This window comes from Pseudomonas sp. ANT_J28 (assembly GCF_008370005.1).
Classification (GTDB): Bacteria; Pseudomonadota; Gammaproteobacteria; order Pseudomonadales; family Pseudomonadaceae; genus Aquipseudomonas; species Aquipseudomonas frigoris.
Genome location: NZ_VOBM01000023.1, coordinates 20,454 through 45,692 on the forward strand (window position 1 = coordinate 20,454; position 25,239 = coordinate 45,692).

Annotated in this window: 25 protein-coding genes and 6 pseudogenes; 11 read left to right on the plus strand and 20 right to left on the minus strand. The window is 59.8% G+C overall.

What is annotated here, in order from left to right; all coding sequences use genetic code 11:
- Window positions 1-5 precede the first annotated feature (5 nt).
- The 6 genes from benB to FQ187_RS17295 all read right to left on the minus strand — a co-directional run bounded on the left by benB (window position 6) and on the right by FQ187_RS17295 (window position 5,690).
- Window positions 6-494, minus strand: a complete 489-nt coding sequence (gene benB / locus FQ187_RS17260; protein WP_149630403.1) for a benzoate 1,2-dioxygenase small subunit — start codon at window positions 492-494, stop codon at window positions 6-8.
- Window positions 491-1,855: a benzoate 1,2-dioxygenase large subunit gene (gene benA / locus FQ187_RS17265; protein WP_149630404.1), complete on the minus strand. Its 1,365-nt coding sequence runs from the start codon at window positions 1,853-1,855 to the stop codon at window positions 491-493. Before benA ends, benB begins: the two co-directional genes overlap by 4 nt.
- A gap of 217 nt (window positions 1,856-2,072) precedes the next feature.
- Window positions 2,073-3,032 (minus strand): AraC family transcriptional regulator, encoded by a 960-nt coding sequence (locus FQ187_RS17275; protein ID WP_149630405.1) that lies wholly within the window; start codon window positions 3,030-3,032, stop codon window positions 2,073-2,075.
- A gap of 223 nt (window positions 3,033-3,255) precedes the next feature.
- The gene (gene catA, locus FQ187_RS17285; protein WP_149630406.1) at window positions 3,256-4,185 is read right to left on the minus strand and encodes a catechol 1,2-dioxygenase; all 930 of its coding nucleotides are present in this window, start codon (window positions 4,183-4,185) and stop codon (window positions 3,256-3,258) included.
- A 55-nt stretch (window positions 4,186-4,240) separates the two neighbouring features.
- The gene (gene catC, locus FQ187_RS17290) at window positions 4,241-4,531 is read right to left on the minus strand and encodes a muconolactone Delta-isomerase (protein WP_149630407.1); all 291 of its coding nucleotides are present in this window, start codon (window positions 4,529-4,531) and stop codon (window positions 4,241-4,243) included.
- Window positions 4,532-4,541: 10 nt separating this feature from the next.
- Complete coding sequence (locus tag FQ187_RS17295; RefSeq protein WP_178122731.1) at window positions 4,542-5,690, minus strand: muconate cycloisomerase family protein; 1,149 nt, start codon at window positions 5,688-5,690, stop codon at window positions 4,542-4,544.
- 127 nt (window positions 5,691-5,817) lie between these two features.
- Between FQ187_RS17295 and FQ187_RS17300 the strand changes: the two genes are divergently transcribed.
- Window positions 5,818-6,702: a LysR family transcriptional regulator gene (locus FQ187_RS17300; protein ID WP_008154539.1), complete on the plus strand. Its 885-nt coding sequence runs from the start codon at window positions 5,818-5,820 to the stop codon at window positions 6,700-6,702.
- On the opposite strand, the gene FQ187_RS17305 is transcribed toward FQ187_RS17300, so the two are convergent.
- The 3 genes and pseudogenes from FQ187_RS17305 to FQ187_RS17315 all read right to left on the minus strand — a co-directional run.
- Window positions 6,699-6,941: a DUF1652 domain-containing protein gene (locus FQ187_RS17305; RefSeq protein ID WP_149630408.1), complete on the minus strand. Its 243-nt coding sequence runs from the start codon at window positions 6,939-6,941 to the stop codon at window positions 6,699-6,701. The genes FQ187_RS17300 and FQ187_RS17305 overlap by 4 nt on opposite strands.
- A gap of 119 nt (window positions 6,942-7,060) precedes the next feature.
- A complete protein-coding gene (locus FQ187_RS17310; protein ID WP_149630409.1) occupies window positions 7,061-7,960 on the minus strand; it encodes a polysaccharide deacetylase family protein in 900 nt (299 codons plus the stop codon).
- 99 nt (window positions 7,961-8,059) lie between these two features.
- Window positions 8,060-8,393 (minus strand): annotated as a pseudogene (locus FQ187_RS17315) (ABC transporter substrate-binding protein); the annotation flags it as partial.
- Here FQ187_RS17315 and FQ187_RS17320 point away from each other — a divergent pair.
- A pseudogene (locus FQ187_RS17320) lies at window positions 8,392-8,571 on the plus strand (ABC transporter ATP-binding protein); the annotation flags it as partial. The pseudogenes FQ187_RS17315 and FQ187_RS17320 sit on opposite strands and share 2 nt — an antisense overlap.
- 79 nt (window positions 8,572-8,650) lie before the next feature.
- Window positions 8,651-9,331, plus strand: coding sequence for an SOS response-associated peptidase (locus tag FQ187_RS17325; protein ID WP_149630410.1), 681 nt, complete (start codon window positions 8,651-8,653; stop codon window positions 9,329-9,331).
- A gap of 340 nt (window positions 9,332-9,671) precedes the next feature.
- Here the strand turns inward: FQ187_RS17325 and FQ187_RS29985 are convergent, their stop codons facing one another.
- The 3 genes from FQ187_RS29985 to FQ187_RS17335 all read right to left on the minus strand — a co-directional run bounded on the left by FQ187_RS29985 (window position 9,672) and on the right by FQ187_RS17335 (window position 10,906).
- Window positions 9,672-9,830, minus strand: coding sequence for a hypothetical protein (locus FQ187_RS29985; RefSeq protein ID WP_178122732.1), 159 nt, complete (start codon window positions 9,828-9,830; stop codon window positions 9,672-9,674).
- A gap of 66 nt (window positions 9,831-9,896) precedes the next feature.
- Window positions 9,897-10,208, minus strand: a complete 312-nt coding sequence (locus FQ187_RS17330; RefSeq protein ID WP_178122733.1) for an AzlD domain-containing protein — start codon at window positions 10,206-10,208, stop codon at window positions 9,897-9,899.
- The gene (locus FQ187_RS17335) at window positions 10,208-10,906 is read right to left on the minus strand and encodes an AzlC family ABC transporter permease (RefSeq protein ID WP_129443464.1); all 699 of its coding nucleotides are present in this window, start codon (window positions 10,904-10,906) and stop codon (window positions 10,208-10,210) included. Before FQ187_RS17335 ends, FQ187_RS17330 begins: the two co-directional genes overlap by 1 nt.
- Window positions 10,907-11,067: 161 nt before the next feature.
- On the opposite strand from FQ187_RS17335, the gene FQ187_RS17340 reads away from it, so the two are divergent.
- The 4 genes from FQ187_RS17340 (at window position 11,068) to FQ187_RS17355 (ending at window position 14,537) form a co-directional block, all read left to right on the plus strand.
- Window positions 11,068-12,003 carry a sensor domain-containing diguanylate cyclase gene (locus FQ187_RS17340; protein WP_149630412.1) on the plus strand — a complete coding sequence of 312 codons (936 nt, stop codon included), beginning with the start codon at window positions 11,068-11,070 and terminating at the stop codon, window positions 12,001-12,003.
- A 283-nt stretch (window positions 12,004-12,286) separates the two neighbouring features.
- Window positions 12,287-13,162, plus strand: coding sequence for a 4-hydroxy-tetrahydrodipicolinate synthase (dapA, locus tag FQ187_RS17345; protein WP_149630413.1), 876 nt, complete (start codon window positions 12,287-12,289; stop codon window positions 13,160-13,162).
- Window positions 13,163-13,222: 60 nt separating this feature from the next.
- Entirely contained in the window at window positions 13,223-13,597 is a 375-nt protein-coding gene (locus tag FQ187_RS17350; RefSeq protein ID WP_149630414.1) for a DUF2784 domain-containing protein, read from the plus strand.
- 22 nt (window positions 13,598-13,619) lie between these two features.
- Window positions 13,620-14,537, plus strand: coding sequence for a LysR family transcriptional regulator (locus tag FQ187_RS17355; protein ID WP_149630415.1), 918 nt, complete (start codon window positions 13,620-13,622; stop codon window positions 14,535-14,537).
- 2 nt (window positions 14,538-14,539) lie between these two features.
- Here the strand turns inward: FQ187_RS17355 and FQ187_RS17360 are convergent, their stop codons facing one another.
- Both FQ187_RS17360 and FQ187_RS17365 read right to left on the minus strand, forming a co-directional pair.
- Entirely contained in the window at window positions 14,540-16,117 is a 1,578-nt protein-coding gene (locus FQ187_RS17360; RefSeq protein ID WP_149630416.1) for a sensor domain-containing diguanylate cyclase, read from the minus strand.
- A gap of 216 nt (window positions 16,118-16,333) precedes the next feature.
- On the minus strand, window positions 16,334-16,858 hold the full coding sequence (locus tag FQ187_RS17365; protein WP_149630417.1) for a DUF3087 domain-containing protein: 525 nt from the start codon (window positions 16,856-16,858) through the stop codon (window positions 16,334-16,336).
- Window positions 16,859-17,069: 211 nt separating this feature from the next.
- On the opposite strand from FQ187_RS17365, the gene ppnN reads away from it, so the two are divergent.
- Window positions 17,070-18,443, plus strand: coding sequence for a nucleotide 5'-monophosphate nucleosidase PpnN (ppnN, locus tag FQ187_RS17370; protein ID WP_008151729.1), 1,374 nt, complete (start codon window positions 17,070-17,072; stop codon window positions 18,441-18,443).
- Between the two features lie 39 nt (window positions 18,444-18,482).
- Here the strand turns inward: ppnN and FQ187_RS17375 are convergent.
- Window positions 18,483-18,797 (minus strand): annotated as a pseudogene (locus tag FQ187_RS17375) (alpha/beta hydrolase); the annotation flags it as partial.
- 176 nt (window positions 18,798-18,973) lie between these two features.
- On the opposite strand from FQ187_RS17375, the gene FQ187_RS17380 reads away from it, so the two are divergent.
- Both FQ187_RS17380 and FQ187_RS17385 read left to right on the plus strand, forming a co-directional pair.
- A complete protein-coding gene (locus FQ187_RS17380) occupies window positions 18,974-19,708 on the plus strand; it encodes an ABC transporter substrate-binding protein (RefSeq protein WP_149630418.1) in 735 nt (244 codons plus the stop codon).
- 106 nt (window positions 19,709-19,814) lie between these two features.
- Window positions 19,815-20,039, plus strand: a complete 225-nt coding sequence (locus FQ187_RS17385) for a hypothetical protein (RefSeq protein WP_149630419.1) — start codon at window positions 19,815-19,817, stop codon at window positions 20,037-20,039.
- Between the two features lie 236 nt (window positions 20,040-20,275).
- Here FQ187_RS17385 and FQ187_RS17390 read toward each other — a convergent pair whose 3' ends face one another.
- From FQ187_RS17390 to FQ187_RS17410, 5 genes and pseudogenes are all read right to left on the minus strand, one after another.
- Window positions 20,276-21,715: an FAD/NAD(P)-binding protein gene (locus tag FQ187_RS17390; protein WP_149630420.1), complete on the minus strand. Its 1,440-nt coding sequence runs from the start codon at window positions 21,713-21,715 to the stop codon at window positions 20,276-20,278.
- Between the two features lie 164 nt (window positions 21,716-21,879).
- Window positions 21,880-22,653: pseudogene (locus FQ187_RS17395) on the minus strand (LLM class flavin-dependent oxidoreductase); the annotation flags it as partial.
- Between the two features lie 14 nt (window positions 22,654-22,667).
- Window positions 22,668-22,838 (minus strand): annotated as a pseudogene (locus FQ187_RS17400) (acyl-CoA dehydrogenase); the annotation flags it as partial.
- 16 nt (window positions 22,839-22,854) lie between these two features.
- A pseudogene (locus FQ187_RS17405) lies at window positions 22,855-23,224 on the minus strand (SfnB family sulfur acquisition oxidoreductase); the annotation flags it as partial.
- Between the two features lie 215 nt (window positions 23,225-23,439).
- Entirely contained in the window at window positions 23,440-24,003 is a 564-nt protein-coding gene (locus tag FQ187_RS17410) for a helix-turn-helix domain-containing protein (protein WP_129443431.1), read from the minus strand.
- On the opposite strand from FQ187_RS17410, the gene FQ187_RS17415 reads away from it, so the two are divergent.
- Complete coding sequence (locus FQ187_RS17415; RefSeq protein ID WP_149630421.1) at window positions 23,998-25,023, plus strand: DMT family transporter; 1,026 nt, start codon at window positions 23,998-24,000, stop codon at window positions 25,021-25,023. The genes FQ187_RS17410 and FQ187_RS17415 overlap by 6 nt on opposite strands.
- Window positions 25,024-25,239 lie beyond the last annotated feature (216 nt).

Below are 25,239 nucleotides of genomic sequence, written 5' to 3' on the forward strand. Positions count from 1 at the left end.
CGGCCTCACAGGTGGTAAACATCGATGACCTGGCGAACGTAATCGTTCTTCAGAATCACTTTCTTGGCCTTGATCAGCGGGTTTTCACCGCGCACATCGAGGGTGTAGAAACTGCTGCCGAAATAGCTGTCGACGGTCTTGTAGCGAAAGCTCAGGGTGTGCCAGTTGAAGCGCACCTTGCAGAAGCCGTCGGCCTGTTCGAGCAGCTCGATGTTGCTGATGTTGTGCGAGGTGCGGGTGTCCGGAATGCTCGCGCTGGAACGTTCGGTCTTGACGCGGAAGACGCGGTCTTCCAGGCCAGTGCGGTTGCCGTACCAGATCAGCGAGATTTCCCGCTGCGGGTCTTCGGTCAGCTCGTCGTTGTCGTCCCAGGACGGCATCCAGAACGTCGCGTCCGGGGCGTACAACTCCAGCCATTCGTCCCATTGCCGGTCATCGAGGTAGCGCGCTTCGCGGAAGAGAAAATCGCGTACGGCGTCATAGGTGATGGTCATTGCACGGCCTCCACAGGAATCAGGTCGGACTGCTCTGCGGCCAAGGCCTTGAGCATGGTCTGCTGCCAATACTTGTGTTGCAGCACGAACAGGCCTTCGTCTTCTGTGCGCACGCCGCTGAGCAGGGGATGCAGGTCGATTTCCTTGGCCGCCTCATCGGCGCCTTCGATCCAGTGCTCGGCGCCACGGGACATGTCGTTCCAGGCGGTCACGCTGCCCTGATAACTGGTCTGGCAGGAACGAAACTCTTCCAGGTCGTCCGGGGTGGCCATGCCGCTGACGTTGAAGAAGTCTTCGTACTGACGAATCCGGCTGGAACGGGCGTGGTCGCTTTCGCCTTTGGGGGCGATGCAGTAAATGGTGATTTCCGTACGGTCGACCGAGATCGGCCGGGCGATGCGAATCTGTGAACTGAACTGGTCCATCAGGTACACGTTCGGGTAGAGGCACAGGTTGCGCGAGTTCTCGATCATCCAGTCGGCGCGGGCCTTGCCGAAATCCTGAGCCAACTCATCGCGACGCTCGTACAGCGGACGGTCCTCGGGGTTGGACCAACGGGTCCAGAGCAGCATGTGGCCCTTGTCGAAGGAATAGAAACCACCGCCCTGCTTGGCCCAACTGCCGGCACTCATGGTCGGGTTGCAATCGCCGGCCTCGCGTTGCTTGCGCTGGTTCTGGGTGGCCGCGTAGTTCCAGTGCACGGAGCTGACGTGATAGCCGTCGGCGCCGTTTTCAGCGGTGAGCTTCCAGTTGCCTTCGTAGATGTAGCTGGAGGAACCGCGCAGCACTTCCAGGCCATCGGCAGACTGGTCGACGATCATGTCGATGATCTTTGCCGACTCGCCCAGGTGTTCAACCAACGGCACGACATCAGCCTTGAGGCTGCCAAACAGGAAGCCGCGATAAGACTCGAAACGCGCAACTTTGGTCAGGTCGTGGGAGCCTTCGCAGTTGAAGCTCGCCGGGTAGCCCGCTTCGGCCGGATCCTTGACCTTGAGCAGCTTGCCGGAGTTGTTGAAGGTCCAGCCATGGAATGGGCAGGTGTACGAACTTTTGTTGCCGGACTTGTGCCGGCACAGCGTTGCGCCACGATGGCTGCAGGCGTTGAGGAACGCATTGAGCTCACCGTCCTTGTTGCGCGCGAGGAAGATCGACTGGCGCCCCATGGTGGTGGTGTAGAAGTCGTTTTTGTTGGGGATCTGGCTTTCGTGGGCCAGGTACAGCCAGTTGCCTTCGAAGATGTGCAGCATCTCGAGATCGAACAGCCGCGGGTCAGTGAACATCTCGCGCTTGCAGCGATAGATGCCCTGTTCTTTGTCATCTTCGAGCAGGGAGTGAAGGTATTCGGGTCGCAGGGACATGGCCGCCGCCTCCATTGTTTTTATTCAGGCAGGGCCATGCTAGGACGGGGGGATGGGGTGGACTATCCGCTGGGTGCAGACCTGTATCCGTTTTGTGCAGAAGTGACGCCGAACCTGTGGGACCGAGCTTGCTCGCGATAGCGGTGTACCAGTCAACAAAGATGTTGGATGTGCTGGCCTCATCGCGAGCAAGCTCGCTCCCACAGGGTAAATGCAGTCAGTGGCGGCGTTTGAGGGTGTCCGACGGCAGTTCGCCAAACTGTTTGCGGTAGCTGTCGGAGAACCGGCCCAGGTGCAGGAAGCCGTAATCCATGGCCACTTCCGTGACGTTGCGCACGTTGCAGGTCGGGTCGCTCAGGCAGGCGTTGATGCGCTCAAGGCGTTTTTGCCGGATGTAGTTTTTCGGCGTGGTACCGGCGTTGCGCTCAAACAATCCGTACAACGAGCGCAGACTCATCCGCGCCTGGCGCGCCAGTTCTTCGCTGTCGATGTCCTGTTTGAGGTGGCCCGCGATGTAGTCGGCAATCACCTCAAACGTGGCCGTCTGTGAGCCGAGACTGATCCGGCTGACGTTGGTCTTCATCAGGCTGAGCATCTTGCTGACGATGATCTGTGCGTAATGCTCCTGCACCCTGGGAATCTGCTCGGTCGCCTCGGCTTCCTGGCAAATCATTGCCAGCAGACCGACAAAGCCTTCCAGCTCTTCGAGCTGATAACGATTCTCCAGAAACCGCACACCCTGCCCCGGATATCGCCAGCGCTGCTCATCGCACACGGATTCCAGTAACGGCGTGGGAACTTTGAGGATGAATTTTTCGCAATCGTCGGAATACGTCAGGTCCACCGGATCATCGGGATTGATCAGCAGCAACTCGCCGGGTGCGAAGTAGTGTTCCTGCCCATGACCGCGCCACAGGCAGTTGCCGCGCAGCAGCACTTGCAGGTGATAGATGCTTTCCAGCGCACCGGAGGTGACCCGTACGCTGCCGCCATAGCTGATGCGACACAGGTCGAGGCTGGCAAACTTGCGATGATTGAGGCTGGCCAGCGGTCGCCCGGCCCGGGGCATCAGAATGCAATGGTTACCGACATGCTGATTGACGTACCCCGACACCGCGTAAGGGTCGGCGTGGTCGAATACGGTGCTGCGCTGACTCAACAGTTGCGCTTGCATCATCGGGTCACTCTCATTGTTGTTATAGGTAACGTCGGGCCATTCTAGAACAGTGCGCGCAACGGTGTGTCAGTAGGCCGACGTGCTGCCAGTCGGTTAACCGAAACCCGTGTGGGAGCGGGCTTGTTCGCGAAGGCGGTGTGTCAGTCAGCATTGATGCTGAAGCTGATGGCCCCTTCGCGAGCAAGCCCGCTCCCACAAGGTCGGGTTCGCTCACATCCCGCGATCAGTCCTCGAGCGCGCGGACCCGCTCGTGGCGTTGCTGCTCGTCGGGTTGCGCGGAGGTCTGCAAGGTGAAATCGAAATCGATTTCGGCAAATCGACCGCTGACACCGTGCGCCGCTGCACGCTGTGGATCGTCGCTGAAGGTGATCTTCGCGATCAGTTCATCACGGGTCGCATAGGCGAAATCGTCGTGCAGGTATTGATCGCCATCGAGGTTGATCTGGGTGGTCAGGTGACGATGATCCGGCGCGGAAATGAAGAAGTGAATGTGCGCCGGCCGTTGACCATGACGGCCCAGTTGATCGAGCAGTTGCTGGGTCGGACCGTCCGGCGGGCAGCCATAGCCCGACGGCACGATGCTGCGAAAGCGAAAACGACCCTCGGCATCGGTGACGATACGACGACGCAGGTTGAACTCCGATTGAGTGGTATCGAAGTAGGAGTAAGTGCCGCCGGTGTTGGCGTGCCAGACATCCACCACCGCGCCGGCCAACGGTTCGCCGGCGGTGTTTTTGACCTGGCCCTGCATGAACAGCACCACACCCGGATCGATGCCGTCATCCAGCCGCGCTTCGCCTTCCGACAGGGGTGCACCCGCCACGTACAGTGGGCCTTCGATGGTCCGAGGTGTGCCGCCGGCCTTGCCGGCCTGCTCGTCTTCGGCGTCCATCAGCAGGTCAAGGTAATGCTCCAGACCGAGCCCGGCCACCACCAACCCGGCCTCTTGACGCGCACCCAGCACGTTGAGGTAGTTGACGGCTTTCCAGAACTCTTCCGGGGTCACGGCCAGGTCTTCGATGATGTTCACCGAATCACGCAGGATGCGGTAGACCAAGGCCTTGACCCGCGGGTCGCCGGCGTCGTTGAGCAGACCGCTGGCCTCTTCGAGAAACTTCTGGACACTGGCAGTGTGGGAAATCTTGACGTTCATTTTGGTGGGTTCCTCATCTTGTAATTATTAGCGTAGCGAACTGAACAGGCTGGGTTCAGCGGTCATCCTCGCGGATGGAAGAAGGATGCCGGCACATCGCGTCGACCTCGATCGCCATGTACGGAAACAGCGGCAATTGCATGAGCAGGTCGTGCAGTTCCTGCGCGCTGTCGACGTCGAAAACGCTGTAATTGGCATAGTGACCGGCGATGCGCCACAGGTGACGCCACTTGCCTTGCTCTTGCAGGCGCTGGGCCAGGGCTTTCTCGTCGGTCTTTAGCTTGTTGGCCGTTTCCGGATTCATGTCGACCGGTAGATTCACGGTCATTTTTACGTGGAACAGCATAATGCTCTCCTCAGGCGTGATGAATGGCAGTAGACGATTTGTCACGACGGAAGAACGCCAGACGTTCTTCATCGAGGCTCAGGCCCAGGCCCGGTGTTTTCGGCACGTGCAACTCGAAATCGCGATAGACCAGCGGCTCGCTGAGAATGTCTTCAGTCAGCAGCAGCGGGCCGAACAGCTCGGTATCCCACGCCAGTTTGTTCAGCGTGACAAAGGCATGGGCCGAGGCCAGGGTGCCGATGCCACCTTCGAGCATGGTGCCGCCATACAGGCCGATACCGGCCGCTTCGGCAATCGCAGCGGTTCGCAGCACGGCACGCGGGCCGCCGTTCTTGGCGATCTTCAAGGCAAACACCGAGGCCGCGCCTTCACGGGCCAGATTGAACGCATCTTCCACGCACTCGATGGATTCGTCGGCCATGATCGGCGCCGGGCTCATGGCATTCAGGCGCGCCATGCCGGCGCGGTTGTTGCGCGAGATCGGCTGTTCGATCAGGTCGATACCGTTGGTTCCCAGGATCCGGCAGGCGCGAAGCGCGACCGCTTCGTCCCAGGCCTGATTGACATCGACCCGCACGCTGGCGCGATCGCCCAAGGCTTTCTTGATCGCAATTACGTGGGCCAGGTCGCGGTTGACCTCAGCGGCACCGATTTTCAGTTTGAAGATGCGATGGCGGCGCAGGTCGAGCATTTTTTCCGCTTCGGCGATGTCCTTGTCGGTGTCACCACTGGCCAAGGTCCACGCCACTGGCAGGGCATCGCGAACGCGGCCGCCCAGCAACTCGCTGACCGGCAGCCCAAGGCGTTTGCCCTGAGCGTCGAGCAAGGCGGTTTCGATACCTGATTTAGCGAAGGTGTTGCCACGGATGCTGCGCTCCAGGCGCAACATCGCGGCATTCACGTTGGCGCTGTCCTGGCCCAGCAGCAGCGGCGCGAAGTGTTTGTCGATGTTGGTCTTGATGCTGTCAGGGCTTTCGTTGCCGTAGGCCAGGCCACCGATGGTGGTGGATTCGCCAATGCCTTCGATGCCGTCGGCGCAGCGCACACGAATGATCACCAGGGTCTGGTTCTGCATGGTGTGCATCGCCAGCTTGTGCGGGCGGATGGTCGGCAGATCGACGATGATCGTCTCGATCGATTCAATGGCAGTTGCAAGCATGTCGATACCCATCAGGTTCTTAAAGTTCTGGAACCGATTCTGGTACGGCTTTTTTCGGGAAGCCAATATAGAATTGGTCTGACTTGATACCTTTAAGGTATGCAACCGACTTGCGTCAGGAGGCCCCATGGAACTGCGTCACCTGCGGTATTTTCAGGTATTGGCTCAAACCCTCAACTTCACCCGTGCCGCCGAGCTTCTGCACATTGCCCAACCGCCGCTGAGCCGACAGATGCAGCAACTGGAGGATGAACTGGGGGTGTTGTTGCTAGAACGCGGACGGCCGCTGAAGCTGACCGACGCCGGGCGGTTTTTCCATGAACACTCCACCGCCCTGCTCGAGCAACTGAGCAAGGTGTGCGACAACACGCGACGAATCGGTCTGGGCGAAAAGACCTGGCTGGGCATCGGATTCGCACCGTCGACGCTGTACGGCGTGCTGCCGGAACTGATTCGCCGTTTGCGCAGCGGCGAGCCCCTGGAGCTTGAACTGGGGCTCTCGGAAATGACCACGCTACAACAAGTGCAGGCGCTCAAGGCCGGGCGCATCGATATCGGTTTCGGCCGCATCCGCATCGACGACCCGGCGATCATCCAGACGGTGCTGACCGAAGACCGACTGGTCGCCGCCCTGCCCGCCGGCCATCCATTACTGGCCGGGCCGATCAGTCTTCGCGAATTGGCGAAAGAACCTTTTGTGCTGTACCCAGGCAACCCGCGCCCCAGCTATGCCGACCATGTGATCGCGTTGTTCGAATCCTATGGCGTGAGCATCCACGTGGCGCAATGGACCAACGAGCTGCAAACAGCCATCGGTCTGGTGGGAGCGGGAATCGGCGTCACCCTGGTGCCGGCCTCGGTGCAATTGCTGCACCGCGACGACATTGGTTTCACGCCGCTGCTGGAAGACAACGCGACCTCGCCGATTATTCTCAGCAGGCGCGTGGGCGACGTATCGCCGGGGTTGAATCATTGCTTGCAGATGATTGATGAACTGCAACCGCGGGCCTAGCCGGCAAACGCCCGACGACCGGCGCGCATCTCGATGCGCAACTCGCCAATCAGATTGGAGATATCGCGAACGGTGGTCAGCCGTGCTGGCGATACTCCAGTAATCAACAGATCAATTCGCCCGGTGGCGGGTTCGTAGACTTTGATCCGTAACGTTCCGTCCGGATTCACCGTGCAGGCACTGGAAAGCGGTTGAAAACCGGACTCAACAATGCGGCAAAGCTCAGGAACTGAAACCATGACTGGCGCCTCCGTGGCCATTAATCGGATCCAACTTGCTCAGCATAGATGGGCTTTTCCCATCCTGCGTCCGCCAATGCTGAAAATAAGTGTTAGCTGTTTCTCACTTTGGCGACCTTTCAGTGAGAATCCCCACCCCAGATCCAATTCCAGAGCCCCGGTAATTTAACCGGCTGTGAACCGTCGCGAACGGTACGCGCCATGGCGGCCCGTTGCAGCGCTGCCGTGTCGTCGTAAAACGGCTTTTCGGCGGTTTTCACACCGGCAGCCTGTGCACTGTCGAGCAGGATTTGCAGGTATTCGCGCGTGTGCCGGGCGGTATAGCGATTGAGGTCGTGGAAGGTCACCACCACCGGAATCACCCCGTCCACCACCGGTAACTCGCCAAGGGCGATGCGCTCGCGCACTTCGGACATTATGCGCAGGAAGTGGGCCCGCCGCCGGGGGCTGGCGTTGAAACCCCAGATCTTGCCGTCATTGGCGCTCAGGTCGGTCAGCAGCATATGCATGCCGTGTTGCTGATAGGCCGCGAAGGTGCGCTTGTCGTAGTTCCAGAATGGCGGGCGCACCAGGGTCGGTGGAGCACCGGTGATCGCAGCGATGTCGGCGCTGCCGTTGGTGAGGGACTGTTCCAGTTCTTGCTGATCCAGGGAGCGATGATTGGTGTGCCCGGGCGTGGCCGTGTGGAAGCCCAGGATCTGACCTTCGGCCTGTTCGCGATGCATGACCTGGCGCCCTATTTCACTGCCGCCGGCTCGTGAGGCACGGGTCTGCACGAAGAACACCGCTTTGAGGTTCCGTTGCACCGGGTTAGTGGCCAGACTGTCGAGTACAGTCATCGTCGGATTCCAGAAACTCGAAGCGCTGGGACCGTCGTCGAAGGTCAGCAGAAAACGGATCGGTGGTTGCGCGCTCAGACGCTGTTCGGTCTGCGGCGTCATTTCGATGGGAGAAGCGATGCACCCAACCAGCCCTGTGGCGATGATGAGTGCAGATAGAACCTTGAACTGCTGTTTCATGTTTTGCCCAATTATCCTTCGTCGGCCCGCAGGTCGCTGCGGGCCGAGGTTGGATAAGGGTACACAGTGTTTGGTTCCAGTGCTGCCCGGCATCGTGGGTTACTGGTCAAACGCCTGCTGAAACGAGCAGTCGATAATCGGCGCAGTCGCCAGCGCAGTCGGCAGCGCTTTTACCTTGAACAGGAAGCCCGCCGTGCTTTGCAGATCCTTTGCTGCCTGCGCATCCACCGGGCCGACGGTCATGTGGGCCTGGCGCAACCAATGGCGCGAGACGTTCTGGTCAAGGTTGGCTTTCTTCGCCCAGAGATCGGCGTACTCGTCGGTTTGGCTGTCGACCCAGCCCCGGAGCCTGTTTCAGACGCACCAGAAAGTCGGCAATGGCTTCGCGTTTGCTTTCGATCGACGGCGTCGAGGCGGCGATGGCACTCAGGCCTGTGGATGAAGCGCTTTACCTCAGTGATCGGGTGCTGGTGATGGACAATCGCCCCGGCAGCATTCGTCAGGCGCTTGCGGTGCAACTGGCCCATCCCCGTCGTGACCGGCGGGACCCTTTGCTGGCTCGCCTCAACGCCTTGTCGTTGACCGAGTTGCAGCGCGCCCATGTGATCTGAGCAACTAAACTGAAATCTCCAGCCAGAGCGCTTCAATCAGAGTTCTTCAATCGGAGCTCTTCAATCAAAGGATCAGCCTATGTGCGGACGCCTGTCGCAGTACCGTGGCATTCACGATTTCGTGGCGGCGCTGAGCATCCCCGACGCGTTGATCAACCACGTCGGTGATGAACCGCTGGCCCGCTACAACGCTGCGCCCACCACGCAACTCGCCCTCCTGCATCGGGAGAGCAACGGCCTGCACGCCGATTTTCAGCGCTGGGGATGGCGGCCGCACTGGGCGAAGGATCGGGCTGCACCGATCAATGCACGGGTCGAAAAAGTCGCCCACGGCCCGTTCTTCCGGGCGATCTGGCCGCACCGCGCGATAATGCCGATCGACAACTGGTTCGAATGGGTCGACGCCGGGGATTCGACGAGGCAACCGTGGCTCATCCGCCGACGGGACCGGACGCCGATTTTATGCGCGGCGATCGGACAGTTTCCCGGCGTGGGGGGTGAACCGCAGGCCGACGACGGTTTTGTGATCATCACCGCCGACAGTGCGGGCGGCATGCTCGACATTCATGACCGACGCCCCGTTGTGCTGTCTGCGTCGCTGGCGCGGGAATGGCTTGACCCGGCCACTCCCAAGGAACGCGCTGAGCAGATGGCGCTGTTGCAGGGCGAAGTCAGCGAGGTTTTCGAGTGGTACAAGGTGGGCAAGGCGGTGGGCAATTCAAGAAATCAAGGCGCGGCCCTGATTGATGAAAGGCCATAAACGTATCAATTCAGACATATATGCAGGCATCAGTAACAGTTATATATACATATTGAACACTTGATCGTTACACATGTTGTTTCACCCAAGAAACACTGACAACCGCCTGTCTGACACGTGCACTATATGTTCGACGGCGTTCGTCAGCACTGGACTTGCCCCTATCAAACCGGACACCAACTCCCCGTCAAATCGCCGCACACGCCAATCTCGAAACCGCGAGCATCAAAGCGCAGCAATTGGGTATTACACACATTCGCTGGAATGAAGCGATCTGATTTATTTACCCGCCCAAAGAAAAGCCCCGTTTGATCGCGGAGCTTTGTTGTATGCAGCCCGGTCAGGGCTTCAATGGAAACTCCATATCACGGTCTGAGAGCTCTTTACCGTCATCGGGGTGTTTCCAGGTCGGTGACGAACGTTTCTGCCGCTCGAGCTCTTCTTCTGTGGGTTCATCCATGTCTTCATCCGGATCCGGACGCTTTTCATCATTGGTCATGTCCACCTCTCTTCCTGAAGGGATCAGTCATCCGTAATAAGCGTAGAACAATTTCCAACGCTCGGCTCAGAGCCACCAACGCAGCAAAAAGAAGAACCCCATGCTGAACAACATGCTGAGCAAGGTATTACGGGTGTAAAGCACCAGCCCCACCGCCACCAGCGAACTGATCAGGTACGGGTTGTCCCACTGCAGATTCAGCTGCTTGTCAGGCATGAACACGATCGGCCCGCAGATCGCCGTCAGCATGCCCGGCACCGCAAAACCCAGGAACTGCCGCGCATTGCTGCTCAAGCGCACGGGCAGCCGCGGCTCCAGAAACACATAGCGGTTGAGGAACACCAATAGCCCCATGCCAAAAATAACCGCCCAGACCATCATGTGCGTCCACCGTAGAATTTGTTGCAGATAAAGCCTGCGGTCATCCCCGCCAGCCCCGACAGCACCAGCGCCGAGCCCCATTGCCAGTAGCTGAACAGCACCGAGCAGAACAGCGACACCGCCACACACACCACCGTCGGCACGTTCCGCACCACCGGGGTGATCAGGGCGATAAAAGTCGCCGCGATGGAGAAATCCAACCCCAGATGTTCCAGCCCCGGAATGCTGCTGCCCAGCACGATGCCGGCCAGGGTGAAGAGGTTCCAGGCGATGTAAAACGTCAGGCCGACACCCAGCGCGTACCAGCGGTTGAATTGTTGTTTGTCATGCGCACTGGTCAGGGCGAACAGCTCGTCGGTGAGCAAAAAACCGAGCCCCACACGCCAGCGCCCCGGCAACGGCGAAATCACCGAACGCAGGCTCATCCCGTAGAGCAAATGCTGGGACGTCAGCAGCAGCGTGGTCAGCAGAATCGAAAAGATCCCGGCACCGCCCTTGAGCATGCCGATCGCCACCAATTGCGCCGCCCCAGCAAACACGATGCTCGACAACCCCTGGCCTTGCAGGGGCGTGAGATTGGCCTCGATGGCCATCGAGCCGGCCAGCAGCCCCCAGGGCGCGGTGGCCAGGGACAACGGCATGATCGCCGCAGCGCCGCGAAGAAAGGCGCTACGCGGCATGAGTGAATTGGACATAACGCTCTACAACCAGGGAAAGACCTCAGACTGTGCCAGCAGTCGCGGCCGCTGGCTTGAACAATCTTGCGCAATTGCGCCATTCATCGGCCGCACGCTTGATTCACTACAGTAGTAGCAACATGATGGCGCAGTTTTTCACCTTTGAGATCCGGCCTCTCATGAGCTCAATCGAAACCGACAGCGACGTCTACAAAACCCTGCTTGAGTCGACCAAAGCGATTCCGTGGAGAATCGACTGGAAGACCATGACCTTCAGCTACATCGGTCCGCAGATTGAGCGTTTGCTGGGCTGGAAACAGGACAGTTGGGTCGGGGTCAATGACTGGCTCGAGCGCATGCACCCGGATGATCGCGACTACGTGGTGGAATTCTGCGTGTCGCAATCGCGGGCGGGCGTGGATCACGAGGCGGACTATCGGGCACTCACCCACAATGGCGACTACGTGTGGATTCGCGATGTGGTGCACGTGGTGCGCAAGGACGGTGAAGTGGAAGCGCTGGTGGGCTTCATGTTCGACATCAGCGAGCGCAAGAAAACCGAAGAACACTTGAGTCGCCTGCAAAAGCAACTCGAAGAATATTCATTCCAGGACGGGCTGACCGGCATCGCCAACCGACGCATGTTCGACACCGTGCTGGAGCGCGAATGGAGCAGCGCTCAACGCACGGGATCAGCGCTGTCGCTGCTGATTCTGGATATTGATTACTTCAAACAATTCAACGACCACTACGGGCACATCAAGGGTGACGAATGCTTGCGGCGCGTCGCTCAGACGTTGTCCTTGGCGGCCAACCGGCCACGAGATTTCATCGCGCGGATCGGCGGTGAAGAGTTCGTCTGGCTGCTGCCGGAAACCGATGCCGAATCCGCAAGGCTGGTGGCGCACAAATGCCTGCACCTGATTCGCCAGCAGCAAATCCCCCACGAGTTTTCTGCGGTATCAACACTGCTGAGCCTGAGCCTGGGTGTCGGTACCACCACCGCAACACCGCACGCGACGGCGCTGGAATTCGTCGAGCAGGTCGACAAGTTGCTCTACAGGGCCAAGCACAACGGCAGGATGCGTGCGGAGCTCGCTGATTTTCGCGATTGACAAAAATCGCGCCGGCTTTTAAAACTGAGCGCCTCATTCAGGGTGTAAGCAAGTATGTCCGCAACCTTCAACCTCAACACTGTCGTCATTGGCTTGAATGCCAAGGCGCAAGGTTGCGTTGCGCACGCCCTCAAATCGAAGAAACAGTCGCTCATGTGACCGGGGCGCGCTGTCCCGTCAGATGAGCTGACAGGACATTGAGCGCGACGGACACCCTCCCCTTGCTTACTGCCTTCTACGCTTCTGACGGTGACGAAATCGGTCAACCTTCAGGAGTAAGTGCATGTCATCGTTTCAAGGTATCTGGGTCCCTCTCGTTACACCGTTTCGCAACGGTGCGATCGATTTCGTCGGTTTGCACCGGCTGGTCAATCATCTGCTGGAAAAAGGCGTCGATGGCGTTGTCGTCTGCGGCACCACGGCGGAAGCGGCGGCACTGAGCAAACACGAGCAACTGGCGGTGCTCGATGCGGTGCTGGCGCAGGTGCCCGCGGAACGGGTGGTCATGGGCCTGGCCGGCAATAATATGACCGAGCTGCTGCAATTCCAGAGCGAGATCCTGAAACGTCCACTGGCCGGTTTACTGGTGCCGCCGCCGTATTACATCCGTCCGTCCCAGGCGGGCCTCGAAGCGTTTTACCAAACCGTCGCCGATGCCTCCAGCGTTCCGCTCATTCTTTACGACATCCCTTACCGCACCGGCGTGGCGTTCGAGCAGGCAACCCTGCTCAACATCGTCGCCCATGAGCGAATCGTCGCGATCAAGGATTGCGGCGGCAATCAGGCCAACACCCTGGCACTGCTAGGCAGTGGCAAGGTCGACGTGCTGTGCGGCGAAGATAACCAGATTTTCAGCGCCTTGTGCCTGGGCGCCAAAGGCGCCATTGCCGCTTCGGCGCATGTTCATCCGGAGCTGTTCGTGGCGTTGTATCAACAGATCCGCGACAACCGGTTAGCGGCTGGTCGAGCGACATTCTTCCAACTGCTGCCGCTGATTCACAGCCTGTTCATCGAGCCCAATCCCGCCCCGGTGAAAACCGCCCTGGCCCTTGAAGGCTTGATCGACGACGAACTGCGCGCGCCGATGCAACGCAGCAGCGAAACCATGGCGATGCGTCTGAAGGAAGTGCTGGCGGCGTTGAACAGCAACAATCGATAGAGCGCCAGCAACCAGCCCGAGTACCATGGAGCGATTCGCATAACGCGTCAGGGAGTCGACATGCTTTACCGAATCGCCGCCGACGGGCTGGTCCTGTTTCATCTGTTGTTCATTCTGTTCGTGCTGCTCGGCGGGCTACTGGTGCTCAAATGGCGCTCCCTGATCTGGTGGCACCTGCCCGCGGCTGCGTGGGGTGTGTCGGTGGAAGTCTTCCACCTGACCTGCCCGCTGACTCAATGGGAAAACCTCATGCGCGACGCGGCCGGGCAAACCGCCTATGGCGGCGGGTTCATCGAACATTACGTGTGGCCGGTCATTTACCCGGCGGGCCTGACACCGGCAATTCAGCTGGGACTGGGCAGCGTGGTGCTGGCGATCAACGTGCTGGTCTACCTTCGGTTGATCAGGCTGTGGAAGTTACGTCGGGCAACCTGAAGCCGATTCGAGGATTCAGACCATGTTGTCGATTGAAGATCTCACCTTGCTGGAAGCCATCCGGGAAACCGGCAGCCTGTCCCGGGCCGCGGCCCACTTGGGCAAGGCACCCTCGACGGTGTCCTACGCGGCGCGGCAACTGGAGGAACGCTTTGACGCCTTGCTGTTCGACCGCCGTCGCTACCGCTTGCAGCTGACCCCGGCAGGTGAGTTGCTGGTGAATGAGGCGGCGCGACTGATGCAAGACGTCTCGCGGCTGACCCAACGGGTGCAGCAAGTGGCCAATGGCTGGGAGAGCCGGCTATGGATCGTCACCGATGAGTTGCTCGAATTCGAAGCGTTGATCCCGGTGATTCACGAGTTCGATGCGCTGGAGTCCGGCGTGCCGTTGCGCATCACTCAGGAAGTCCTCAAAGGTGTTTGGGAAGCCCTGCGTGAAGGCCGCGCAGACTTGATCATCGGCGCCACCAACGAGCCACCGGCCATCCCAACTTTGCGCTGGATGCAACTGGGGGAAATGGAATGGGTGTTCGCCGTTTCGCCCACACACCCGCTGGCCAAGGCCCAGGAGCCGATTTCACGTGCCATGGTTGCGCAGCATCGGGCGATTGTCGTGGCCGACTCGTCCCGGGTCACCGAGGGCAGCACCTACGGCGTCTCCGGCGGCCAACCGGTGCTCGCCGTGCCGACCATGCGCGCCAAGATCCTCGCCCAGTGTGACGGGTTGGGCGTGGGTTGGTTACCAAAGCATCGGGTCGGCTCGTTGCTGAAAAACGGCACGCTGGTTGAAAAACAGATGGCCGATCCGCGCGAGCCGAACATTTTGTATGCCGGTTGGCGTGGCGATCACGACGGCCGCGCCTTGGGCTGGTGGCTGGAAAAACTCAAGCAATCGTACCTGGCCACCAAACTGGTTCAGGGCAGTGACCGGTTTGTTTGAATTCAGTTGGCAATGACGCTCATGTTCCGGCCGCTGGCCTTGGCCACGTAGAGCGCCTTGTCGGCGGCCCCCACCAGGTCATTGGGCTGGGCTTGTGACGCCGGATCGTAAGCGGCGACCCCCAGGCTGACCGTCACCGTGCCTTCAGCCCCTTCACTGTGTCGGATGCCGGCCTGCTGAACCGCGCGGCGGATTTTTTCCGCCACCAGAAACGCCCCCACGTAGTCGGTGCCGGGCAGTACGACCGCAAATTCTTCGCCACCATAGCGGGCAGACAGGTCGCCGGGGCGCTTGATGTTGTCCCTGATGATCGTGCTGATGTTGCGCAAACACTCATCGCCGGCCACATGGCCGTAAAGATCATTGAAGCTCTTGAAGTGATCGACATCGATCATCAGCAGCGCGAGGTGGGTCTGGTTGCGCCTGGCGCGGCCCATTTCGGCGAGGATGAACAGATCGAACTGACGCCGGTTGGACAGTCCGGTCAGCGCGTCCTCCAGCGCCAGCAACTCAAGACTGCGGTTAACCTCGATCAGTTTGTCCTGCGCATCCAGCAATACGCCCTGCACATGGTTCTGCTGCTTCATGAGGCGAATGAGGCGATAACCGAGGACGCCCAGAAACCCCATGAATAACGAGACGATCCCGGCACTCAGCAGTACCTCCTTACGCCAGGCGGCCAGGACTTCATCTTTATTCAGCGCCGCAAAGATGATCAGCGGATAACCGTCGACCCTGCGAAAACCGACCACACGCTCGACACCATCCACATAGGACGCGACCGTTGCCGTGCCTGAATTGCCCTTGGGCAACAGTTGCGTAAACAGCGGCCCCTTGGCGACGCTGATGCCGACTTCAGTTTCTTTGAACGGTCGGCGAACGACGATGGTGGCGTCGTTGGCGATCAGGTTGATCACGCCGTTACGGCCCATGTCGATGCTGTCGTAGAGCGCAAGGAAGTGGCTGAGATAGATGCTTGCCAGCGCCACGCCGGCAAAGCTGCCATCCGGATGATTGATCCGGCGGGACACCGTCATGACCCAATCACCGCTCGAACGGCTCTTGATCGACGGGCCAATGTGAGGCCCTCGATCGGGATGATCACGATGAAAAATGAAATATTCTCGGTCGGAATTGTTGGCATTGGGCAGGACGGCGCCGTTGGAATTGGCAATCCAGCGCCCACCTTCGTCATAGATAAACAAGCCATGGATCTGACTCAGTTCACTGCGCTGGGTACTGAGCAAACGCTCCAGTCGGGGTACCCGGGTCTGGTCGATACCGTCGTTTTCCAGGCGATCCACCAAGCTAAACAGCAGCGTATCGGCTTGCTTGATCGACGCCTGCGCTTGCGAGGCCAGGGTCTGGGCGAGGTTGGACATCGCCACTTCTTTGTCGTGCAGATGGTACTGGCGCGAGTTCCAGGCTTCCCAAATCACGATCGCCGTCATGGACAGGCACACCGCGACCAGCAGAATCACTGCAGAGCGAACCTTGAGTGTGGCCCCGGCTTGCTCGGCGACCCAAGGCACGCCATGGCGCGATTGTTCAATTCGATTGTTTACAGACGGATGACCCATGACGCTCCCTGAATATTGATCACAGGGCGAATCTTCCCGTTCGCCCTTTTTATGACCCCTGACGGGTATGAGCCGCCTGGTGCCAGGCGACTATGCCTCATCAAACACCCGATAGGTGATTTGCGCGAGAACTATTCTCACCACCGGCTCGCCAGGAATACTGTTCTTCCACGTCCTCAGCCAATACTGCGGATTTCGCCTACACCACTGTTTTTACTACGAGGCCTGCTTCACGGCCTCGATCCAGGCAGGATTCAATTGCGTCTGATCAGTCTCGATGCCCAGCGCTTCCATCCGCGCCTTGTGCTGATCCATCTCGCGGGTCAATTGGCTGTGATCACTGGAGTTACCGTCCAACTCGTGCATCTGGCTCAAACCCAGATGGTAGAAACGCAGCAGCTTCATGGCGCTCGGATCACCCGCCTCCACTGCTGCCGTGACCTGATGCATGACGTTGGTGATGCTCATCAGGCTGCGCTTGAGCTGCCAACCGTAAACCGCCGGGGCCATCCACGGCTGGGTCCAGAACATGCCGCGCATCAGCGCGGCCATCAGCAGCACCGCCACGAACACGCCACCGACGTTAAATCGCAGATTGTCGCCACCGGGTTCACCGAACAGCGCCACCGCCGTGGTGGACAACACCATCGCCAGGGCCAGGAAAATCAAGGCTATGATTATCGTGCTGCGTCGCGTCTGGCTTCGATAGCGTTCGGGGTTCTGCGGCTGGATTTCGAACATCGCGACGGGGTTCCTTGAGGGCATGGGTAAAAAGGCTGCGGGGCATTATCGCCTCTGCAGGGGATTTAGCTATGCTGAGGCTCCTTTTCATCTTTTCATCGTCAAACGGGGAAATGGCGATACAGCGCAGTTCGTGCCATCTTCTTTCATGGAACCATACTATTCGGATGCCATTTGCCTGTATGGATGGCATCGTTTTAAGGATCATTGAATGACCCAACGACAAGTAATCAACGCCTCGGTCAGCCCAAAAGGCAGTCTGGAAACCCTTTCTCAACGTGAAGTACAGCAACTGAGCGAAGCCGGATCCGGCAGCACCTACACCTTATTCCGCCAGTGCGCCCTGGCCATCCTCAATACCGGCGCCCATGTCGATAACGCAAAAACCATCCTCGAAGCCTACAAGGACTTCGAAATCCGCATTCACCAGCAGGACCGCGGCGTACGCCTGGAACTGCTGAACGCACCGGCCGACGCCTTCGTTGATGGCGAAATGATCGCCAGCACCCGCGAAATGCTCTTCAGCGCCCTGCGCGACATCGTCTACACCGAAAACGAACTCGACGCCCAACGCATCGACCTGAGCACCTCCCAGGGCATCAGCGACTACGTGTTCCACCTGCTGCGCAACGCCCGCACCCTGCGCCCCGGCGTCGAGCCGAAGATCGTGGTGTGCTGGGGCGGCCACTCGATCAACACTGAAGAATACAAATACACCAAGAAAGTCGGCCACGAACTGGGCCTGCGCAGCCTCGACATCTGCACCGGTTGCGGTCCTGGCGTGATGAAAGGCCCGATGAAAGGCGCGACCATCGCCCACGCCAAACAGCGCATCCACGGCGGCCGCTACCTCGGTTTGACCGAGCCGGGCATCATCGCTGCCGAAGCGCCGAACCCGATCGTCAACGAACTGGTGATCCTGCCGGACATCGAAAAACGCCTGGAAGCCTTCGTCCGCGTCGGCCACGGCATCATCATTTTCCCGGGCGGCGCCGGCACCGCCGAAGAATTCCTGTACCTGCTCGGTATCCTGATGCACCCGGACAACGCCGGCCTGCCCTTCCCCGTGGTCCTCACCGGACCGAAACATGCCGCGCCGTATCTGGAGCAACTGGACGCGTTTGTCGGCGCCACCCTGGGCGAGGCCGCGAAGCAACACTACGAGATCATCATCGACGACCCGGCCGAAGTCGCGCGTCAAATGACTCAAGGTCTCAAGGCAGTCAAACAGTTCCGCCGCGAGCGCAATGACGCGTTCCATTTCAACTGGCTGTTGAAGATCGACGAAGGCTTCCAGCGTCCGTTCGATCCAACCCACGAAAACATGGCCAACCTGAAACTGAGCCGCAACCTGCCGGCCCACGAATTGGCCGCCAACCTGCGCCGCGCGTTCTCCGGCATCGTCGCCGGCAACGTCAAGGACAAGGGCATCCGCCTGATCGAAGAGCACGGGCCTTACCAGATCCGTGGCGATGCGGCGGTGATGCAACCGCTGGATCAACTGCTGAAGGCCTTCGTCGCCCAGCACCGGATGAAACTGCCGGGCGGTGCGGCGTATGTGCCGTGTTATCAAGTGGTTGCTTAATAAAGCTAATGTGAGCTGTAACGTCGCGAGCCGAAGCTAATGCTTCGGCTTGAAGCGCTTGGCATAATCCTCGGCGGCCGGATGTGGCGCCCCGTTGGCATCCCCTTCCATGGTGATGGTCGGCACCATAATGACCGGGGCCTTCGCCAGCCGCTGCTCCAGCGCCTCATATTGAGGGTCACCCTGAATCATGCCCAACCGCCAGCGGTAGTTGAAGATCGTAATAGCCACATGATTGGGGTTGTCCAGGGCCACCGCGCTGCGGTCGAAAGTCGCGTCGTCGAAAGTCCATTTCGGCGAGGCCAGCTCCCAGATCAACTTGGCGAAGTCGTGGCGATTTTTTTCGTGACCGGCCATACAAGCGAGCTTGCCCCCACATTTGACTGTGTTCCGTCAGACAAAACCCATCTGCATCTCCCCATGCAAAAGCCCCTAAATCCTGAGATCTGACGCAATAGTCCGGTAATTCCTCGGGACATTTGCAGCACACCCGTACTAAGATTTGCGCTTCATTTCATCAAGGACGATTCATGAAGCGCGTTGCCGGATGCCTGATGTATTTCCTGACCTTTACTGCGGTCGCGGCCGATCTGAACCTGCTCACCGACAACCATCCGCCCCTGCATTTTCAGCAAGGCAACGAACTGGTGGGGTTTGGTGTGGATGTGGTGAAGGCGCTGGCCGACAGTGCCGGCGACCAGGTGCACTTCCAACAAGTCCCCCTGCTGCGCGCCTTGCTCATCGCCACGACCGAGCCCGCTACCGGGGTGTTTACCGTGTTGCGCACTGCCGAGCGCGATGGCCAGTACCAGTGGGTCGGCCCGTTGATGGACGTGGAAACGGCGCTCTATTCCGCCAATGGCACCCAACAACCGGTGCGCAATTTGCAAGACGCCGGCAACTTGGGCCGCATCGCCGTCCCGCGCAGATGGCTGGTCTACAGCTACTTGCAAAAACAAGGTTTGAACAATCTATACGGCGTGGAAACCCCCGAGCAAATGATGCGTCTGGCGCGCCTGGGCCGCACCGAGTATGTGGTGGCCGACACCCTTTCCATCGCCACCCTGGCCCGGGAAGAAGGCTTGGCGCCCAGCCAGTTGCACTATCAGATGCCGCTGATGAAGCAAGGCACCTACATCGCGTTTTCCCCGCAAACCGATGCGCGCCAGGTCGCGCGCTGGCAACAGGCGCTGGACGAGATGAAGCGCGATGGGCGCCTGGAACAACTCAAGCAGCGCTGGCTCAGCGACAACACACCCCGCTGACAATGGATCAACGCGCTCGATAACAACTATGCGCCAGGGTGTTTTTTCATCGCGATGCTCCAGCACTACAGTGGCCACACCTTCTCCCACGCTCTGGAGCACCATCATGAAAAGCATCATCGGTCTTGGTTTCGCCCTTTCGATTCTTGGCGCTACCTCCGCCATAGCCGCCCCTCACGCCACCTCGCAAGTCGTTGCCGCGGCCAAAGTCAGCCAACCGGCCACACTGAACGTGAACACCGTCGGCGTTGATCACAAAGACAACCAGGCGAGCAAACTCTACGTCGCTGAAAACCGCCCTGAGTTCGGTTCGAAGTATCAGCGTTATTGATCAACGGCTTTGCGCCGCTTGAAACAGAAAACCCCGGGTAGATCCGATCTATCCGGGGTTTCTTCGTAATAGCTGATCACCAAAATCCGTAGCAGCTGCCGAGCCTGCGAGCCTGCGAGGCTGCGTTCGAGCGCGCAGCGGTCGTAAAACCTGAGTGCACGGTCTGGCTGAAAAACGCATTACCTGATTCTGCGACCGCTGCGCGCTCGAACGCAGCCTCGCAGGCTCGGCAGCTGCTACAGAAGTGGCGTTGTTGTCAGGCGAGCGGCGAGTGCCTTGGCCTGGCTCGCCACGTCAGTCACCGCCGTGCTTTCCCACCACATGCCGCGCAACGGTGGGCCCATGGCGAACAGACGGCTGGCGACGTGTTCATCGGCATCCAGCACTGCGCCATCAACGGCCGCTGCAATCCCCAGCGCCAACGGCCCCGGCCGGACAAGTCCACGCGCCAGCAGTTGCTGTGGCAGCGGTCGTGCCACTCGCCGCCAGTCGTATTCGATGCCGCTGGAGTTGATCAATGCCGCGCCGCTGACAACGGTGGTTTGTGCCTCACCCCGACGACGGATGCGGATACTGACTTCACCGCCCGAGGAAGGCTCCAGCCCTTTGAACGACGCCGCCTGAATCCGCAACCGCCCTTCCTTGTGCAAGCGCGCCACTAGCTCGGCACTCAACGGCGGCGAGCGATGGTGATGGCTTTCCCACCACGGCCGCACATGCCGCACGAACTGCCGACGCTGCACGTCCGTTGCCTGATTCCACAAGCGGCCGATGTGCGCCCGTACGGTGTCGAGCGGCGCCTGCCAATCGATGCCTTGAGCGATGGCGTTCCGGCAATGCCGACGCAGTTCGCGCACCAGCTGTCGCGGTGTGCGAATGCTCTGATCCTCGGCAAGAAAATCCACCCAGGCCGGAGGTTGCCGACGCACGTGAGGCAGCAAACCGTGGCGGGAAAACACTTCGATCGGCCCGCGATGCCCGGCTTGTTCCAGCGACACCACGGCGTCGACCATGGTCAGGCCCGAACCGATGATCAGCACGGTCGACTGCGGATCTAATTGCTGCATGGCCGCGACGTCCCACGGATCAAGCGCAGCGGCGTTCAAGCCGCTGGACTCGGTCTGTGGCGTGCGTGCAGCGGGAAACATCCCGGTCGCCAGTACGGCATAGGCGCCCTGCAAGCGTTGCCCGTCACTCAAGGTCAGCCGCACCGAATCGTCCGTCGTTTGCAGGTCAATCACCTCGGCCCGCACATGCTCGACCGTTGAACCGTTCAACACCCCCACCGCTTGCGCTTCCGCCAGGCGCTGCTGCACGTACAGGCCGAAAATCCCCCGCGGCGGGAACAATTCGCTGAGCGGCACATGTTGCTCGTCAGACTCCGGCCAGCCGCCGGCCACGATGTACTCGGTCAGCCATTGGGTCAGGTCGTCGGCGTTGTCCGGGTCGACGCTCATCCGCGCCGCATTGCCGTTGAGCGTATGGCCCAATTCGACCGCGCTGTACGCCTCGCCCCGTCCCAGTTCGGCGCGGGGTTCGATCACCAGCACCTGGCGTTTGCCCGGCAGGCGCAGCAACTGCGCCGCCAGCATTGCGCCGCTGAGGCCGCCGCCGACGATCAGGATGTCCGCGTGGCGGATGGCGTCGGTGGCCTGTCCGCTTTGGGTTTCAGTCATGGCGTTCTCACTGATCAATGTTTCATCTCAAAAATATCCTGGACGATAATAGGCGCCAAACCCATGGAAGGTTCATCAAGCAGTACCAAAGCAGTACAGAGAAATACCGCTGACTTGCAGGATGGAATCGCTTGAGGTCATGCGATGTCCCGTTTGAATTCGGGCAGCTCCGGCACCAGTGATTCCACAGCGTCGATGAAGGTCTCGTGGGTCAGTGCATAGGCCAGGTTAAAGCCGTCCACATCCGTCTCCTCGACCCACTCCTGCAACAAGTCGGCGACGGTCTCCGGGCTGCCGACAAACAACGGACCAAAACCGCCAATGCCGACCCAGTCGGGAATCCCCGGCACCTGGAAGTGTTTGCCGACATGCCGCATCTCGCGGATTTTGCTCGGGTCGCTGAGGATCCGCCGTTCACGATCGCACAGGATGGCGCCCTCTTCCCAACTGCCTTCCCAGAGTTTGTAGCAAACTTCCAGGTACTCTTCGGCGAAGTCGTAACGGGCTTCGTGTTCGGTCTGGTTTTTCTGGCCGAGGTTCTTCGCACCGCTTTCCAGATAGGACGTGACGATGTTCCAGCCGGCGCGGCCCTTGGTCAGGTGATCCAATGTCGATAGACGACGGGCGAACGGATACGGGTGTTCGAAGGACAGCAAGGCGGTCAGGCCGAAACCCAGATGCTCGGTGACCAGCGCCATCGGCGGAATCAATTGCAGCGGGTCGTTGACCGGCACCTGCGCCGCCTGATGGATCGCTGCGTCACCATTGCCGTTGTAAACGTCGTAGATGCCCAGCACATCGGCAATGAACAAACCGTCGAACTTGCCGCGCTCGAGGATTTTCGCCAGATCGGTCCAGTGCTCCATATCCTTGTATTGCCAGGAGCGATCCCGCGGATGCGCCCACAAACCCGGCAACTGGTGACCGACGCAGTTCATGTCAAACGCGTTGAGCGGATGTGCAAATCACCGAAGCGGCTGATGACGAAAGGATCATCCGAGGATGGGGTCTGCTGGCGGACGAAACGCAACGTCGCATCGAACAAGCTGCGAGCGTTGTGCAGGTCGTGCTGACTTTTGGCCAGGGGCTGCCCGGCAACAATCGGTTGGGTCAAAGCGTTCATGGTGGGCTCGCTTGAGCAAGGCGTGGTCGATTGCGCGACCGGCCTTTTTGAGGATCGCTTCGGTGCCGTGGACCCGCCATTCGAGGTCGCCAATCGCAGCGATGCTGAACGAGTCCTGCCAACCGTGATCCTGCCCACTGTCGATCCATGGCCGGGCTTCACGGGCGTAGCGTTTGGTTTCTTCCAGGGCATCGACGGCGAGGCCGGTGTCCACGGCCGCCTTAATGATTTGTGATATCGGGCCGTCGGCCGTGGGTTCGTCAAAGGCCTTGTGGGCCGGGATCACAGCACTGAGCGGGACCTTGACCGCGTTCAGGGTGACGCCGCCGCTGGCCGTGGTGCGCTGGCACGATGTGCGCGAACAGAGCGCCGGTGCAGTAGAACTTTGCTTCGGCGTCAGAGTGGATGACGTGGGCGGTGCGAGGGGGTTGGGCAGAGGCTGTCATGTGCCGACTCCGGGATCTGGTGAATGCACCAGAGCTTTTGCAGGAGTCGTGCCTGAAACTAAATCAGTTTATTTTCAATAGGTTAAAGAATTATCCGAGAAAGGCTCGCAGCTTTAAAACAGCAAAGTGTCTATCCAGTGTTGATCCGCAAACAGTTAGATCACCACATTTCGCACAAACCGCGCCGCCACATCCCCTTCATTGCGATAGGCGTGGGGCTGGTTGCTGGCGAACATGTAGAACTCGCCGGCAGCGATCTCATGGGGTGTATCACCCAGCATCAGCGTCAGGCAGCCTTCGAACACATAGATCTGCTCACTCCAGCCCTCGGCGTCCGGTTGCGACGGATAAATCTCCCCTGGTTGCAGGCACCACTCCCATTGTTCCACCTCACGGGTGGCGGTGGCTTTGGAGAGTAAAACGGCTTTGCTGCCAGGAATCGTCCCAGCCCAGGCCACTTCGTTGATGCGGCTCGGGTCGCGTGCGTCCGGGGCCTGGATCAGGTCGCTGAATGCGACGTTCAGCGCTTCGGCCACGCGGTCGAGGGTGGTCAGGCTGACGTTCTTCTCGCCGGCCTCGATAGCCACCAACATCCGGCGGCTGACCCCCGATTTTTCCGCCAGCGTCGCCTGGCTCATGTCGGCGGCGTGGCGCAAGCGTCGAACGTTCTGGCTGACGTGCTGAAGGACCGAAGTCCGTTGCGTGGAATCTTTGTGCACTATATTGCTCACTTGGTGGGGTTGGGCAGTATACTGCGCAACATTCGGCGCATTGTGCGTCCCCCTCAGGTAGCGCGCAAGGTCATGACGTCGGTGAATACCCCTCACACTTCCCCCCGTTTCTCGCGGTTCAGCAAGGCCGAGTGCGTGCTGGTGCTGATCACCATGGTCTGGGGCGGCACCTTCTTGCTGGTGCAACATGCGATGACCGTCAGCGGGCCGATGTTCTTCGTCGGTCTGCGCTTTGCCGCGGCGGCGATCATTGTTGCGCTGTTTTCCTGGCGTCATCTGCGGGAGCTGACGCTGTTCGAACTCAAGGCTGGGGCCTTTATCGGCGTGGCGATCATGCTTGGCTATGGATTGCAGACCGTCGGGTTACAGAGCATTCCCAGCAGTCAGTCGGCGTTTATTACCGCGTTGTACGTGCCCTTCGTGCCGTTGCTGCAATGGCTGGTGCTGGGGCGGCGTCCGGGGCTGATGCCGAGCATCGGGATCATGTTGGCGTTTACCGGGTTGATGTTGCTGTCGGGACCGGCCGGCGCTTCATTCAATTTCAGCCCGGGTGAAATCGCCACGTTAATCAGCGCCGTGGCGATTGCGGCGGAGATCATTCTGATCAGCACGTATGCCGGCCAGGTCGATGTGCGACGGGTGACGGTGGTGCAATTGGCGGTCACCTCGGTGCTGGCGTTCTTGATGGTGGTGCCGACTCAGGAAAGGATTCCGGACTTCTCCTGGCTGCTGTTATGCAGCGCGTTGGGCCTGGGCGCGGCCAGTGCAGCGATTCAGGTGGCGATGAACTGGGCGCAGAAGAGTGTTTCGCCGACCCGGGCGACGTTGATCTATGCGGGGGAGCCGGTGTGGGCCGGGATTGTCGGAAGGATTGCCGGGGAGCGGTTGCCGGCGATTGCACTGGTGGGTGCGGGGTTGATTGTGGCGGCCGTGATTGTCAGTGAGTTGAAGACCAAGGGTAAGGCTGCTGCGTCTGAGGAAGAGTTGGGGCGGGAAACGCAGGGTTAAGCCGCACTATCTGTGGCGCCTGATAGATAGCCTTCGCGAGCAAGCCCGCTCCCACATGGGTTCTGTGTTGTACCGCAATGGTGTGAACACAACTGGACCCTGTGGGAGCGGGCTTGCTCGCGAAGGGGCCAGACCTGCGGAAAACAGAACTTTGAAACAATGTGAGTCAGGTTTTTTCCGTCTATCTTGTAGGATTCTGCGACAGCTTGGCGTTTG